Origin of the sequence: Propionispira raffinosivorans DSM 20765 (assembly GCF_000381065.1) — a bacterium.
GTDB lineage: Bacteria > Bacillota > Negativicutes > Selenomonadales > Selenomonadaceae > Propionispira > Propionispira raffinosivorans.
This window is the reverse complement of sequence record NZ_KB905851.1, coordinates 15328-31681: the sequence shown is the minus strand read 5'-3', so window position 1 is coordinate 31681 and position 16354 is coordinate 15328. Positions and strand designations below refer to the sequence as shown.

14 protein-coding genes are annotated in these 16354 nt (G+C 40.0%); 4 read left to right on the top strand and 10 right to left on the bottom strand.

Going from position 1 to position 16354, the window contains the following annotated elements:
- The first annotated feature begins 234 nt into the window (after positions 1-234).
- Complete coding sequence (gene serC, locus F606_RS0111085) at positions 235-1323, top strand: 3-phosphoserine/phosphohydroxythreonine transaminase (protein WP_019553957.1); 1089 nt, start codon at positions 235-237, stop codon at positions 1321-1323.
- Positions 1324-1444: 121 nt separating this feature from the next.
- Positions 1445-1957, top strand: coding sequence for a flavin reductase family protein (locus F606_RS0111080; RefSeq protein WP_019553956.1), 513 nt, complete (start codon positions 1445-1447; stop codon positions 1955-1957).
- Positions 1958-2007: 50 nt separating this feature from the next.
- Here F606_RS0111080 and F606_RS0111075 read toward each other — a convergent pair whose 3' ends face one another.
- Entirely contained in the window at positions 2008-2910 is a 903-nt protein-coding gene (locus F606_RS0111075; protein ID WP_019553955.1) for a glycyl-radical enzyme activating protein, read from the bottom strand.
- Positions 2911-3138: 228 nt separating this feature from the next.
- Between F606_RS0111075 and F606_RS0111070 the strand changes: the two genes are divergently transcribed.
- A complete protein-coding gene (locus F606_RS0111070) occupies positions 3139-3894 on the top strand; it encodes a DeoR/GlpR family DNA-binding transcription regulator (RefSeq protein WP_019553954.1) in 756 nt (251 codons plus the stop codon).
- A 27-nt stretch (positions 3895-3921) separates the two neighbouring features.
- Positions 3922-6327, top strand: coding sequence for a glycyl radical protein (locus F606_RS0111065; protein ID WP_019553953.1), 2406 nt, complete (start codon positions 3922-3924; stop codon positions 6325-6327).
- 296 nt (positions 6328-6623) lie between these two features.
- Here the strand turns inward: F606_RS0111065 and F606_RS21025 are convergent, their stop codons facing one another.
- The 9 genes from F606_RS21025 to F606_RS0111020 form a co-directional block, all read right to left on the bottom strand.
- Positions 6624-8705, bottom strand: coding sequence for a methyl-accepting chemotaxis protein (locus tag F606_RS21025; protein WP_019553952.1), 2082 nt, complete (start codon positions 8703-8705; stop codon positions 6624-6626).
- Between the two features lie 175 nt (positions 8706-8880).
- The gene (locus tag F606_RS0111055; protein WP_019553951.1) at positions 8881-10461 is read right to left on the bottom strand and encodes a DUF4127 family protein; all 1581 of its coding nucleotides are present in this window, start codon (positions 10459-10461) and stop codon (positions 8881-8883) included.
- Positions 10462-10475: 14 nt separating this feature from the next.
- Positions 10476-11150, bottom strand: coding sequence for a hypothetical protein (locus F606_RS0111050; RefSeq protein ID WP_019553950.1), 675 nt, complete (start codon positions 11148-11150; stop codon positions 10476-10478).
- 136 nt (positions 11151-11286) lie between these two features.
- Positions 11287-11976, bottom strand: a complete 690-nt coding sequence (locus F606_RS0111045; RefSeq protein ID WP_019553949.1) for a DUF2225 domain-containing protein — start codon at positions 11974-11976, stop codon at positions 11287-11289.
- A 160-nt stretch (positions 11977-12136) separates the two neighbouring features.
- Positions 12137-12481, bottom strand: a complete 345-nt coding sequence (locus tag F606_RS0111040; RefSeq protein ID WP_019553948.1) for an ArsR/SmtB family transcription factor — start codon at positions 12479-12481, stop codon at positions 12137-12139.
- Position 12482: 1 nt separating this feature from the next.
- Complete coding sequence (locus tag F606_RS0111035) at positions 12483-12947, bottom strand: NADH-quinone oxidoreductase subunit B family protein (RefSeq protein ID WP_019553947.1); 465 nt, start codon at positions 12945-12947, stop codon at positions 12483-12485.
- A 22-nt stretch (positions 12948-12969) separates the two neighbouring features.
- On the bottom strand, positions 12970-13284 hold the full coding sequence (locus F606_RS0111030; protein WP_019553946.1) for a 4Fe-4S dicluster domain-containing protein: 315 nt from the start codon (positions 13282-13284) through the stop codon (positions 12970-12972).
- Between the two features lie 21 nt (positions 13285-13305).
- Positions 13306-14886: a hydrogenase large subunit gene (locus F606_RS0111025; RefSeq protein WP_019553945.1), complete on the bottom strand. Its 1581-nt coding sequence runs from the start codon at positions 14884-14886 to the stop codon at positions 13306-13308.
- Positions 14886-16352, bottom strand: coding sequence for a hydrogenase 4 subunit F (locus F606_RS0111020; RefSeq protein ID WP_019553944.1), 1467 nt, complete (start codon positions 16350-16352; stop codon positions 14886-14888). The genes F606_RS0111025 and F606_RS0111020 overlap by 1 nt, the downstream gene beginning before the upstream one ends.
- Positions 16353-16354: the final 2 nt, after the last annotated feature.

Below are 16354 nucleotides of genomic sequence, written 5' to 3'. Positions count from 1 at the left end.
ACAATCACCTTTGATTTCTCATCATCGCGTTTTCTATACATTTGTCTATATGCTTATATGCAATTATATTTTATCTCCCTTCAAACGTCAAGTGTATTTCACAAAAAAACATTTTAAAATTTTATCTTGACGTTTACTGAAAATCAGCGTTAGAATATAACACAATCACTTAATATTCTCGCAGATATCGACTACTGCAAAACATAAACACGCAAAATTTAGGAGGTCATCATCTTGGAAAATCGTATTTATAACTTTAACCCAGGTCCAGCCGTACTCCCTTTGGAAGTTTTGAAAGAAGCACAAAGTGAAATGCTCAATTTCAAAAGTAGTGGTATGTCAGTCATGGAAATCAGCCACCGTTCGAAACCATACGAAGCCGTTCACAATCAAGCAAAATTCGACATCAAAGAACTTATGGGGCTTGGTGATGACTATGAAGTTCTCTTCATACAAGGTGGTGCCAGTATGCAGTTTACAATGGTTCCACAAAATTTCGCTCGCGATGGTAAAATTGGCAATTACATACTCTCAGGCAGTTTTGCTACAAAAGCCTACCAAGAGGCAGCTTTGCTTGGCGATGCTCACATTGCCGCGTCCAGCAAAGACTCGAACTTTAAATATATTCCGAAACAAAACGAAATCAAGTTAAGCAAGGATGCAGCGTATCTTCATGTTTGTTATAACAATACCATCTTTGGCACGGAATACAACTATATACCTGAAACCAACGGTATCCCGCTCGTTGCCGATATGTCATCTGATATGCTGTCTCGTCCATTAGATTTTTCTAAATTTGATTTAATCTATGCCGGAGTCCAAAAAAACCTGGGGCCAGCTGGTGTCTGTTTGGTTGTTGCTAAGAAATCTTTCATCGAAAATAGTCCAAAATCGGTACCAACAATGCTGCGCTATGATACGTATGCAAAAAACAATTCACTTTACAATACCCCACCTGCTTTCGGAATCTATATGGTTGGTAAAGTTGCAGCCTGGATCAAAAGACAAGGCGGCTTAGCAGCCATGGAAAAGCGCAATATCCATAAAGCGAAACTTATTTATGACATCATAGATGCCAGCACTGGATTCTACCGCGGTCATGCCGAGCCAGACAGTCGTTCTTATATGAATGTCACCTTTCGTCTGCCAACCGAAGATCTTGAAGCGAAATTCGTCAAAGAAGCCCTTGAACATAACTTGAGCGGCGTTAAAGGGCATCGATCTGTCGGCGGATTACGCACCTCTCTTTATAACGCTATGCCATTGGCCGGCTGCGAAGCCCTAGCCGATTTCATGGAAAAATTCAAAAAAAACAATGCTTAATATATGTAAAAAAGCCGAGTTTATGCTCGGCTTTTTTACATATCATTTTCCAGACAACACAAAATAAGGTATACTTAAGTGAAAGATCTTATTTAGTTCTATGAAGGAGTTGTTTAAGTTTATGGCAATTACAGAAATACCATATGCCGATTATGCCGATTTATTTATCGAAAAAGAAAGCCACGGTGGAGTCTTTTTAAGTACCTGTGCCGATGGAAAAAATAATACAATGACAATTGGCTGGGGTAGCATTGGTTTTATGTGGGGTAAACCGGTCCTCACGGTCATGATTCGAAAATCCCGTTATAGTTATGAGCTGATCGAGAAAAACCCTGAATTTACCGTCAGCATCCCAATCCACGATGATTTTAAAAAAGCCCTCGGTGTCTGCGGTTCAAAATCCGGTCGCAGCCTCGATAAATTCCAAGAAGCCAATCTTGAAATTTTGGCTGGACAAAAAGTAACACCACCTGTAATCAAAGGAGCTGGTCTGCATATCGAGTGCAAAGTACGTTATCAACAAACACTTAGTGCCGATAAATTCAGTCAAGAACTTTGTGATAAATGGTATGGCGATCAGGACTGGCATGTACTCTATTACGGTGAAATCGTAAGTGCTTACGTTGAAAAATAAATATCGCTAGCAAAAAATCCCGGTTCGTATTGAATCGGGATCTTTTTTGTTTAAAACGTACAAGAAAGTCCATTTTTTAAAAATACATCACAATATGGTAAAAGATCGTCTTCGTACAGCCCGTGCTTATGTTCAAACGTATACATTCGCTGCAACAAAGAATATTTATTTTGTCCAAATTGATGAAACGGCAGCAATTGCACTTTTTTCAAACCAAATGTTTTTATTAAATCACAAAAACCTTGTGCATCGGCAATTGCATCATTGATACCAGGAATGACTGGTATCCGCAGCAAAATTTCCTTTTCCGCTGCAATCGCAATCTGCAAATTAGACCAAATCTGATCCGGATCGACATGCGTTGCCTGTAAATGTTTTACACGATCATAGTGTTTGAGATCAAACAAAAGTAAATCCACTGTTTCAATAAAATCGCTAAAAACATGTTTCTCAGCATAACCACTTGTCTCACAGGCTGTATGAATCCCCGCTTGCTTGAGTTCTTTTAATAGCACTGTAGCAAATTTTGCCTGTTGCAAAACCTCGCCGCCCGAAAGCGTTACCCCACCACCTGATTCTTCATAAAAAGGCAAATCTTTCATAACTTCCAGTTTAACTTTTTGCAAGCTCATGTTTTGCCCCTGCATGCTCAAAGCTCCAGCTGGACAAATCTCAATGCAGCCCAGGCAAACCTGGCAAACATCATGATGAAAAACCGGCTTATTGTTCTGAACAGTAATAGCTCCAGTGGGACATTCAGCAGCACAGGCTAAACAGCTAACACATTTTGTATCATCAAACATAATTTCCTGTTTACTATATTGTGATTCAGGATTGGAACACCACCCACACCGCAGCGGACAACCTTTAAAAAACACAACCGTTCGAATTCCGGGTCCATCCTGTAAACTAAATTTTTGTATATTAAAAATGCAGGCTGTATTTTTTTCCATAAAAACCCTCCTGATATCATTCATGCAGCATATCCATATTTTTATAATATCATATCACAAAATAAACGCAACCAATATTAGTTTCAAATGAAGCACATATCGAATTGACTTATGGATTTTCTATAGTATAATTAAAATCAAATGAAACAATTATTGTTTCATTTGAAACTATATATTTTAGCTAATTTAGAATAAAGACTTAATTTTTAATAAAGGAATGAAAAAAACATGCATACTCGGCACACCCAATTATTGGATTTTGTAAATAATGAAAATCGCATCAGTGTAGCGCTGCTGGCACAAAAGCTTCAAGTTTCAGAAGTCACAATTCGCAAAGATTTGGATATTTTGGAAAAGAGAGGCTTGTTACGGCGAGAACATGGATTTGCCGTAATGATTGCCAGTGATGACATCGGACACCACCTGTCTTTTAATTATGACAACAAACGGCGCATAGCTCAAAAAGCTGCTGCCAGTGTCAAAAACGGAGAAACCGTTATGATTGAATCCGGTTCTTGCTGTGCGCTGCTTGCGGAAGAGCTTGCCACCAAACGACGTGGCATCACCATCATTACCAACTCAGCCTTCATAGCTGCCTTCATCCGCAAATCACCAGCAGCGCGAATTGTCTTGCTTGGTGGTGATTATCAAAATGAATCACAGGTTATGGTTGGACCGATGCTCAAAAAATGTGTTCAAGATTTTTTTGTTGATAAAGTTTTTATTGGTACCGATGGATTTACGGAAAAGCATGGTTTTACTGGCAATAATCTTCTACGAACCGAGGCGATTCGCGCGATGGCAGAAAGAGCCAATAAAATTATCATTTTAACAGAATCTATAAAATTCTCCCAACAAGGTGTCGTTACACAATTCAAGTCCGAAGAAATCGCTGCTATTTTCACGGATGACCATATTCCTGAAGAAAAAAAACAATTTTTACAAAAACTAAATACAATAATCTACACGGTTCCTTTCGAATAAAATTTTCTATTGTGGAGGTATTTGATTATGAATCATTTTGGTCAACTGACAAACAGGATGCAAGTTTTTCGAGAAAAACTCATTACTGCTAAACCGCAAGTTTGTGCCGAAAGAGCTTTGTTAACGACACAATCTTATCAAGAGCATTTTCAGGATCCACTAACCTTGCGCCGTGCCTACATGCTGCAAAACAGCCTTAAGCATATGACGATATTTATTGAACCTGAATCCATACTCGCTGGCAACCAGGCTAGTTCCAATCGCTCCGCACCAATTTTCCCCGAATATGCAATGGACTGGGTCATCGATGAACTCGATGACTTTGAAAAGCGCGATGGAGACGTATTTTTTATCACGGAAGAAACAAAAAATAAATTACGAAAAATTGCTCCATTTTGGCATAACAATACATTAAAAGATCGCGGACTTGCCGCCATGCCAGCAGATAGTAAACTTTTTTATGATCTTGGTATTATTAAAGCCGAAGGCAACATCACCTCTGGTGATGCTCATATCGCAGTGAATTATGAACGATTATTGCAGAAAGGTCTCCGTGATGTCAAACAACGATCTGCAGAAAAATTAGCCGCGCTCGACCTCACAAATTATCAGAATCTTAAAAAATCTTATTTTTATCGTGCAATTCTTATCACAATTGAAGCTGTCCAAGCCTTCGCCGAACGTTATGCCATTTTAGCTCAAACACTGGCAAAAGCAGAAAAAAATCCGCAGCGGCAAGCAGAACTGACCCAAATGAGCCGTATTTTGAAAAAAGTCCCTTATGCTCCGGCTGAGACATTTCATGAGGCAGTTCAATCCATATGGCTGGTTCATCTTGTTCTCCAAATCGAATCCAACGGACACTCACTTTCTTATGGACGGCTGGATCAATTTCTTTACCCATATTATAAAAAAGATCTTGAATTGGGCAGCATTACCGACAAAAGTGCTTGCGAGCTGCTCACCAATCTTTGGCTAAAAACCTTCACTATAAATAAAATTCGCAGCTGGTCCCATACAAAATTCAGTGCCGGTAGTCCACTATATCAAAATGTCACAATAGGCGGGCAAACAACTGAAAAAAAAGATGCTGTCAATCCCCTGTCTTATCTTATTTTACGCAGTGTTGCGCAAACAAAGCTGCCACAGCCCAATCTGACCGTTCGCTATCACAAAGGACTGGATGATGCTTTTATGAAAGAATGTATCGAAGTAGTTCGTCTCGGCACTGGCATGCCAGCTTTTAACAATGATGAAGTCATTATCCCGTCTTTTATCGAAAAAGGTGTCCTTGAAAAAGATGCTTATAATTACAGTGCCATCGGCTGCGTGGAAGTGGCCGTTCCGGGAAAATGGGGTTATCGCTGTACTGGTATGAGCTTTTTGAACTTTCCGAAATCACTTATGATTGCTCTAAATAATGGCGTCGATACCGACTCCGGCTGCAAACTTTGTGAAGGGAACGGACACTTTTCCCATATGGTATCCTTTGATGAAGTCATGGCTGCCTGGGATAAAATAATCCGGCAGTTCACCCGTCACTGTGTTATCATCGACACCTGCTGCGATATGGTTCTTGAGGAAGATACCGCTGATATTCTTTGTTCCGCTCTTACTGATGACTGCATTGAACGCGGTCTAACCATCAAAGAAGGTGGTGCTATTTATGATTTCATCAGTGATCTGCAAGTTGGAATCGCCAACCTTGGGGACTCCTTAGCTGCCATAAGAAAATGTGTATTTGAAGATAAATTATTTACCCCCGCTGAGCTGTGGGATGCCTTAATTCATGATTTTACAGGAACAAAAAACCAAAAAATCCAACAGCAGCTGATCAATATTCCACCCAAATATGGTAACGACGAAGACTATGTCGATTTACTCATTCGCCAAGCTTATGATATATATATTGATGAGCTGTCTCACTATCATAATACACGCCACGGACGTGGTCCTATAGGCGGCACATATTATGCCGGTACATCTTCAATTTCTGCCAACGTTCCACAAGGTGCTTGTACCATGGCAACACCAGATGGGCGCAATGCCTCAAGCCCATTAGCCGAAGGTTGTTCACCATCACATGGCATGGACAAAAACGGTCCTACCGCTGTATTTAAAAGCGTTGCGAAACTACCTACAACAAAAATTACCGGTGGTGTCTTATTAAATCAAAAGACAACTCCGCAAATTCTGGATAAAGAAGAAAATCAAGTCAAATTGATTGCACTGCTGCGTACTTTTTTCAATCGACTTCAAGGGTTTCACGTTCAATACAATGTTGTCTCACGTGCCACACTGGTCGAAGCACAAAAAAATCCAGACAAACACCGCGACCTCATTGTTCGAGTTGCCGGATATAGTGCTTTTTTCAATATTCTTTCGAAACAAACACAAGATGATATTATTGACCGAACGGAACAAAATTTATAAAGCTTTTAGTATTTTAAAATTTTGTTTGTAAAGTTTACACAAATTACTTGAGTTATACTAATACAATATGTTATTATATTAGACATGATGTAATAACATATTCTTTTACTTGAACTGAATTATAATATTTGGTAAAGAAAGCATGTTTTTATCAAATACTATATATAATCTTCTAAAAAATGCGGGCAGAGGGGCTATTCTCCTGTCCCTCCCCAATTTCATGCTCCCCCTGAGCATGAAAAAAGCGACTCTCCTACCAACCGGAGTCGCTTCTTTTTTTTGAAAATTTTTATTTTTCAAAATTCCATATGCTGGGTAATCTGCTGAATTATTTCAAGTTCACGCTGCGTGGATTCATTGAGCAATTCTAAACGTTGTACACCCTGCATTGAAGTAGAAATTGAATCAATCGAATTAAAAATATCATGTGTAACTGTCTCCAGTCGCTGCTGGAACATATTCATATGCCCTTCAATATTACCTTCAAAAGCCTTATTCCTCTGGAGAATGTCATTGATTTCATTTACACTCACCAACAGTTTATTGATTGCTCGATTGCTTGTATCAAGGCTTGTTTCCGTATTTTGTGAAAGTTTGCGTACTTCTTCTGCAACCACGGCAAAACCACGCCCCGCTTCGCCAGCTCGTGCCGCTTCGATCGCTGCATTTAGTGAAAGTAAATTTGTTTGTGAAGCAATCTCCAAAATCATTGCCATAACATTTTGGATTTCTTTCGTATTTTCTGTAAGCTGTTCTATTTTAGGAATAATCTTTGTATTATGATCCATTAGCTGCTTAATATTATCTTTATTTGTCCCCATAACTTCTGTTAGTGCTTTAGCTGATTCATCAATATTCGCGGTCCGTTCATGGATATTACTTACCGATGCAATAATTTCAGGAATTGCACTGCGATAATGATCAAACAAATCCAAAGCCTTGCCATTTAGTTCACTCAATACTTGCAGTCGCGCTAAACGTCTTTGCATAAAAAAGCTTTGAAATAAACCATATTGGATCGGAAGATTATTATAGTATTCATCATAAAAATCTTCATTGTTTGGTACGTAGTAAAAAAACAATGCCGTCAATGTTTCATTCATATGAATGCCAAGAATCTCACCAAAGCTCGAAAAGCCCGCGACTGGAATTCCTTCAAATTTAGGAACATCTTTCAATTCTTGCGGATTCATTAAACGTCGAATCACGCAATCATTTAAGATGCCTCCAAAAGGTTTTGGTTTATTCAAGCAAAATTTCTGCCAATCGTCGCGCATATTCTTCACAAAACCTTCCCGCTTGACCAAATGCAGATATTCACCTGGTGCTAAATCGCAGAAAAAATAAATCCGATTTTCAGCCGCTGCTATCTTGGCAATGCTGCGAATAAAGATCTCATCATTGATCTCAATCGCAAAACTATAGCCATTTAAAACCTTCTCCAGCTGCTCGATACTCTGGCAGCTAAATTTACGTTTCAGTATATCAATCAAGCTGATACTATTACCAGTTTCATCGAGGACTTCACTTACATAACGCAAAGCTGAATTTGAACTGCTGACAATATATTTCGTATCCGTTTTACTGAACCCCTGCGTTTTCAAAATTCCAAAACGGAAATCTTTATTTACCTGAACAAAACACATGACCGCATGATGATGCAGTACTTTCGTGCCATCAAAAATATCCGTGCTTACAAAATCAAATTTCCCGCCAGCCGAACCGCCAATAAAAGTACAAGGATACTTATGGCTCGCATAAACTGCCTCCATAAAAAATGTCTCACAATTTGAAACACCATCGATATAGGTAAGCACTATCGTATCGGGCGAAGATATCTTAAATTTAATTGGTTGCTGCGCCAGCTCCGCTTTAATCGTATCAATCCGTTTTTTCATTGAAAATACATCTTTCCCCGCCAAAATATCATCATTTGGCAATGGAATCGATATGATCTGACAATTCCGAATCATTTGATTGGAAAAAACTTGTAATAAAACTTTTTTTCGACCAGCATCATCGTTCTGGTATAAAGGAGCTTGTACATTTACATTGCAAAGCTCCCCCGCTGTTGAAATCAAGAGCAATTTTGCCGTTTGCGGCAGTAAACTCCTGAGTTTACTGGAAATATCTTTCATTGAAGCATCCGGGGAAACATACCCCAAAACAAGTGCCGGACCGCCCGCCACAGCCAAAAATTCCGTTAAACTCTGTGCATTTATATCCTGTTCTGAAAAGTAGTTTACCTTGCAGTGCAATTCCGCGGCATGATCTTTTTGACTTACGGAATCCATCTGTTCTGTTACGTTCTGCTGTCTGTTCGATAAATCTTCATTTTGAAACGGCCGATCTGTTTTTTTCTTAAAAAAGTCAAACAAAATTTCCGCCCTCTTCCATTTTCAATTTATACAATCTTAAGCTATGCAAACTGCCAAACTCCGGTACTGCACGTGAACTTCCTTCAGATTTTGCTTTATTTCGAGGGAAACACTACTCATTTAGTATTCGTGCTTTCAATAAAAAAACCTGCTAAAAAATTAGCAGGTTTTATATTTATCGAGATTGTATTGTAACCGCAGTTTCAAACATTCTATTCCAAGGAAAATCAATCAAAATTTTATCAATCTCCATATCTGACAAGTTATGCTTGACAAATATATTCATTTTTTCGACTGTAGCTTTTATAACAGCCGCTTTTTTTTGATCCAACTGTCCATAACTGCCAGTTCCGGGTATTTTTGATAGCTCTCCAGCAACACTCTGCCGAATATTAGCTTGATAAGCCCAATCATCCAAATACCGAACTGCCAATAAATTGTTTTTTGCTTGCAGCGTCATTTTGGGAGCCATAATCCCCTGTCCTAACACAAAGCCTGTACTATTTGTCGCCGTATTCCATCCCGAATAAGCTGTGAGTTTCGGCAAAAGATTACGTTTTGCCAACTCAGCCATCAATGCATTGTCAGCCCCATTGGAAAAAGCAATATCACCGACACCAACATGATAACCTTGTGACACATATAAGTCCACCATTTTGGCAAATGAAAGCGTATTATCTCTTGGCACTATCGTATTTTGCGGCCAATTTGCCTCTAAGGTTTTCCCATCTTTATTCGTATTCACCAAAAGTACCAGATCCGCTCGTTTAAGGCCCGGAATCTGAATTGCCCCGGCAGCCAGAAGATGAGAACGAATCGATTGACTAATTGCTTCATCGGAATAAGACGGTACCGTAGCAGCGCCTATCCCATCTGCATAGCGAACTGTCACAAAGGGAATATAAGAACTCAAATCATTTACGGCCCGCGTCATCAAGACCATACCGATTTCATCAATTCCCGCTAAAGCTTGAAATTTCGTAACGCCTAAATCCTCACCCTGTTTTGACAGCAGCCTGCTTTCTTTGTGCGTCTGCGAATATGGTGCATTATCATCGCGTCCTAAAGCAAGATAATTAAAAGTTCCCGCCCGAGATAATTCAATTAGACGACTGCTCGCAGCAAAATTAGTCTGGCGGCGTTTCATCCAATCGCCGATTGCCTTTGTTGGAATCACCGTTTCTAATTTAGCCTGTTCTTTTTTTTCACTGCCTGATAACCCTTCCGTTTCGCCTTTATCTTGCAGTTCTGTTAAGCGAAATATCGAAGCACCATATTTAGCATAATAACTTGGTTCTTCCGTCCCTGAAGCTGCACCATCGCGAGGGGTACGCATAATCGAACCAAAAACATAGATTTTCAAACGGGGATTTTGAGCTTTAAGCTGCGCAAACTGTTCAACACGTTTGATGATATCTGCTTGTGTATAGGCATGTTTTCTAGACCCTACCAGACTTCCGTAGAGTAGAGAATCCGAAGATAACACCAGTGCATCTGCATTCTTTGCCTGAGCAAATACCCATTGCCAAAGTTCATCAGGATGGCCAAGATCCGTACGATTCCCCAAGAGATTTTGCGGTGGCAATACTAGGTCATAGTCTAAATTACGCACGGTATCGGCTGTCTGTGCAAACGAAACAGGTCGATCATCATGAGGTACAAATAAAATTTTTGGTTTAAGCGGTGATGCCAAAACTGGCAGTGTTAGCACCACAATACAAAAACACATAAGCAGCAAGCAAACTATTTTTTTCAAAAATACAACCCCCTCTATAAAAGTATATTCAATAACATCGTTTTGACAGGCTCAGGAAGATTTAATCCTGTTGTAAATTCAATATAGCCATCTTTGGGCTCGGCCTTCTCAATCACAAGTGCATCCAGAAGATTATAACCTTGAAATGAAACTTGTCCAAAATCTGATTTCAATAACATGTCTTGATAATCCACGGTAATTGTATTATGGTTGATATCCGTTTTCAAATCATCAGCAAGGTCAATCTTCCCCACTATTTTTTGCGCCATCGACAACGAAATCCGGGAAAAAATCCAAGACATGACTTGATGATCTGGAAGTTCTCGTTCTTTAACTGTAAATTTCACATAGGACGTATCCCCCCTGTGAACAAATTCATCAATTGTTCCCGTAAGCTCCAAACGTCCCATTGCTTTGGTATCGGCGTTAATTTTCAGTTTTCCATTCGCTTGAGAAGTAACAATAAGAGACTTCACTTTAGAGGTCTCATCAATTTGATCGGCAATGGATGCATTGATCACATCATCCGGTATCGAAATTTTCCCGGCTAAAATATCCAGCAGAGATTCTTTTGTCCAAGTCTTTTTTACCACATCAATAACCGGACTATAGTTTTCTATTGTACTGCTTATGTCATTAAAATTAATTGAGTTCAGTGCCTGAGCTGAAATAACTGTAGGCATATCCATAACAATCCCTGCTTCATCATAAAATTTATGTTATTGCATACACCGGCAAAAGTGCCTGCAATAGCATTTTTATTATACAGCAATTCACCTGGTATGTCATAAAAAAATCGCCTGTCAGTCATTATAAAACAAAATATCAGGTGTGTTCTGGTGTTTCTTTATCGGAACGGATATCCTGCCAAAGATCACGGGCTTTATTAAAAATCGTCGTTTCCGAGCGAGCCCGCTGATCACCAATGACACGACTCAAATATTGTGTAGCTGATTCATAATTGCCCATACGTTTATGGATAGCCCCGATCAGATAAATAACCGCATTATCGGTCATCGTTCCCATTGGATAACGTTCTGTCGCCAAAGACTTATCATAATATTCAACTGCTTTTGCCAAAGCTTCATCTTCTTTTTCTTTGTCTTTGGCATCCCGATAGATCCAAGCCAACTTTAAATACAGCCCTGCAATATGACCTGCAGATGCACTAATAAGTTCTGCGAAAAAAATCGCTAATTTGTAGGATGTAACCGTTTCAGCAAGCGTTCTCACTTCATGATGTTCCAAACCTATTTTTCGTTCATTTAAAAATTTTCGGATCAGTTCTTGATGTTTGGGATGCATATGTCCCGTAAAATGATTTTCATCTGCTGCATAGCCGCATTTTTCACAAACCCAAATCGCATAATAATAAGGATTAAAATCTTTATAATGTACACAAAAATCATCATCTGTCTTTACCGAGATGAGTCTTGATCTCACTTTCGTTACTGAAATTTCTTCGCCGCATACTGGGCAAATTTTCTTTGCTGTATAAATATTACCAACTGCCATGATGTCCCTCCTATAATAAAACCATTATTACTCTATTCTTAGCTTAACACAAAGTCACTTTCAAATAAACCATAAGAGTTGTAAACGAGCAATTTGTCCTGCCTGCGAGGCGGAAAATTTCTAAAAACCAGAACACCACTAGCTGCTTTCTAAATTTTTATCAGGACATAGCCTTCATATTATCATCATTCACTTTGTCCAGCATGGAAATCGTATCGATCAAATGATGATTAAAAATTTGTTTTGCTACATTCAAAAGTTCCGGAATAGCTGGATCACAAAGTGAATAGGTTACCTTATTACCGTCTTTTGTCCCCTTAACGATATTTCGACTGCGTAAAACAGATAGTTGCTGTGATACGGCCGACCCTTCACTACCGATAATACTTTGCAGTTCATTGACATTTTTATCTCCCTGACTCAATACTTCTAAAATTCGAATACGCAGTGGATGCGCCAGAGCTTTGAAAAAATCTGCTTTAAATTGTTGCACTGTTAAATCCATATTAGTTCCCCCGCTTTAAAACTTCTTCATATTTATCAATTGCGCTCAAGATCCCCTGCATCAAAGCTTCCGGTCTTGGCGGACAGCCTGGTATATAGACATAAACCGGCACAAATTGATCAATGCCGCCCGCATTGGCATACGTTTCGCCAAAAACCCCCCCACCGATCGCACAAGCTCCCACTGCCAAAACAATTTTAGGATTGGGCACCGCAGCATATGTTCTAAGCAGTGCTTTTTGTAAGGCTCTCGTCACACCGCCCGTTACCATCAGCATATCCGCCTGACGAGGCGATGCTGAAAAACTCACACCAAAACGAGAAATATCATAAATGGGATTAGACAAAGCTCCCATTTCAAAATCACAGCCATTACAAGACCCCGTATCTACATGACGAATATGTAAAGAGCCGCCTAAGACTTTCGTAATTCGTGCTTTCATGTCTTTTCCTAGTTCTTCATTCATCAGAATTTCTCCTTTTTTGCCATTATATCGTCACAGCCGCCCAAAGTTTGTTTTTATCCATAGCTGCTAAATAGCAATCATTCGTTTGTATAATTGCATCCGTATTGCATATTCGTACACAATTTCCACACATAATACAATTGCCATAGAATAACCGTACCTGCCCAGCATCTATGATCAGCGCTCTACTTGGACAAGCCGCCGCACATTCGGCCCAATTGGTCTTCGGCACAAATTTTATTTTAATTTTACCTTTATATTTTAATGGTGCCGCAGAAAATGGCTGCCTTCGAGTCACCGTACCAACCTTCCATATCTTGCGAATCATATCAAACATACCTATTTCCCCTTCCAAATATTACCGATCACAACACGCATAACATAATTCAAAACTCTTATTTATAAGCGGAAAATCTGGAATGATATTTCCTGCTACCGCGAGAGGTACAACCGGCCAATTGCTATAAGCCGCGGATCGTACCCGATAACGGTAAATCGTATTGTTTTTATCGAACATAATCCAATGGACATTTTCACCGCGCGCTGATTCCGACCACCCCAAAGAACTTGTATAAGGTTCAATCAAAGGAATGTCGGTTTGGATAGCCCCCTTCGGCAAACGGCTTAAAATTTGCCGGATCAAAAGCATCGAATTAAAAGCTTCAACGATGCGTACCTTTATCCGTGCTAAAACATCGCCTTCTGTTTGCAAAACAACCGCAAAATCAAGTTGTTCATAGGCAGCATAGGGAAAATCACGTCGGCAGTCAACATCACGCCCCGATGCTCTGGCGGCTATACCAACTGCCTCAAAATCATCAACCTGCTGAAGCGACAGTTTCCCCGTTGTCTCCATACGATCCATAGCAATTTCATGACCCAATAAAATATCAACAAATTCCTGAAAATCAACATCAATTTCATTAATAGATTCCATCAGTAAGACAAGTTCCGCTTCATCCAGATCACAGTTCACCCCACCCGGCACGATGATTCCGCGCAAATAGCGATGCCCTGTAAGCCGTTCATTCAGTTGCAAAAGCGCCTCTTTAAGCCTGGCACCTTGACTGCTTCCAACTGCAAAACCATAACCCGAACAAACATTCCCAACATCTCCCACATGATTGTAAAGCCGCTCTAATTCTAAATATAGACACCGCAAAAATTTAGCTCGCTGCGAAATTTCAATTCCAGCTGCCGATTCCACCGCTTGCGCAAAAGAAGCTGAATGAGAAACATTGCAAACACAGCAAATACGTTCAATTAAAAATCTGGCTTCTTGCACGGTCTTGCCTTCCAGTGTTTTTTCAATCCCACGATGTGTATAAAAAAGTTTAGCATCCAGATGTAAAATCGTATCACCAACCGCACCAAAACGAAAATGTCCAGGTTCTATAATACCGGCATGAATCGGGCCGACGGGAATCTGCGTCACGTCTTCTCCCATATACTCTACCGTATCCGTCATATCCGGTGTCTGCGCGACTAAACCTGTATCAACATAATCTTTACAAAGCGGATGTATCCCCAGAGAGTCTCCATGTAAAATTAACGGTACACGATTGGGATGACCAATCGCCCGAAGCCCCAATAAGTCATTGACTTCTCGTTCATACCAATCCAGTGTCGGTATATACGCGGCCAGCGAAGGAAATGTCGGATCGACCTGTGACAGGGCAATTTTAATGGTAACAAAAAAATGTATTTCATCAATCGCAAATACATAATACAAGCTAAAGCTTCCATTAATCTGCCGTTCATCATTACCAACCATTGTGAAAAGGCGCGCTTTGCGTTCACCATGAATGTATTGACAAGCTGGCAGCAAATGTTCTTTATGCACCTCAAACAGGACTTCCTGTTTTTTTTCTATCTTAGCAAGCAATAACGGCTGAATATGTTGTTCTATTTCTTTTAAAATCCGTCTTCTTCGCTCCATTATTTAATCCCCCCTTGGAATATGGCGACTGCTGCATGGATTGCATAAACAAGGGGCTCTGGTACATATAGACCCCCGACTATAACAAACACAAGCAGCATACTCATGGCAGTTTTCATCCAAAAATCCGTTTGATGCACGGTTCGAACCGGCATTTTCCCAAAAATCATCTTCAACACATAATAAGACATTCCCGCAAAAATCAGTACAATCAACAAAGCAAAAATACCTGCGGCAAAAATATGACCAGAAGCTGCACCCGCTAACATGATTGTAAACTCACTCAAAAAGATGCTAAACGGTGGTGCCCCGGCAACACCAAAAGCTGCAATAAGCATGACAATTCCGGTAAAAGGAAGCGCCTTAAGTACCCCAAAAATACGATCCATAAATTTCGTATGGTACTTTTGCGCCACATCACCCGCAGCAAAAAACAGTAAAGATTTGGTCATGGAATGATTAAACATATGCAAAAACGCTCCATATAACCCCAACGGTCCACCAAAACCAACAGCTAATGTAATAATCCCCATATGCTCAACACTCGAAAATGCCAGCATACGCTTTAAATCCTTCTGCACCATGATAAATGGTACTGTCACCGCAATTGAAAACAGTCCAAACCCAATTAAATATTTAGCGGCCTGTCCATGCAGCGTAAGATTTGCAATCGCAAAAATGCGAAAAATACCATAAAGGGCGGTATTCAAAAGTACCCCGGATAAAACCGCACTAACCGGTGCTGGAGCCTGACTGTGTGCATCCGGCAGCCAAAAATGCATAGGTGCCAGCCCTGCCTTTGTGCCAAAACCAATCAAAATAAAAATAAAACCGATTTCAACCCATTGTGGATTCAGTTGATCCGCCACCACCATAAGTGAAGACCACTGCAGTGCCGCTGCCGGATTCATGGTGTTGAGCCCTGACATATAGAGAAATACAATACCTAAAAGGGCAAAACCAATCCCTACCACCCCCATAATAAGGTATTTCCAAGCTGCCTCCAATGCATGTTGTGTTCCATAAAAGGATACTAATAAGGCTGAAATCAATGTAGTAAGCTCTATTCCAACCCATAACATGCCCAAATTATCAACTGAACTCACCCACAGCATCGATAAAATAAAACAATGAAAAAAGAAATAATATCTACCTAACTGCACTCGTGTTATGAATCCTTCTGCCACTTCATAACGCATATAACCAACCGAATAAACCGCTGCCGCAAACCCGACCATCGCGATCAACATAATATTAAAAGCACCTAGGGCATCAATATAAATCAAATGATCTGAATAGATAAGTATGTTCCCATCAAAAATTACAATTTTTGCAATCCAGCCTGCCAGCAGCAATGAAACAAAGGACCCTGTGGCCTGCAAGAAATCGGCAAATTTATGTCTGCTAAACAGCCCGCCCAAAACACCACTCAAAAGCGTAACTACAAATAATCCTATTGCCAACATAA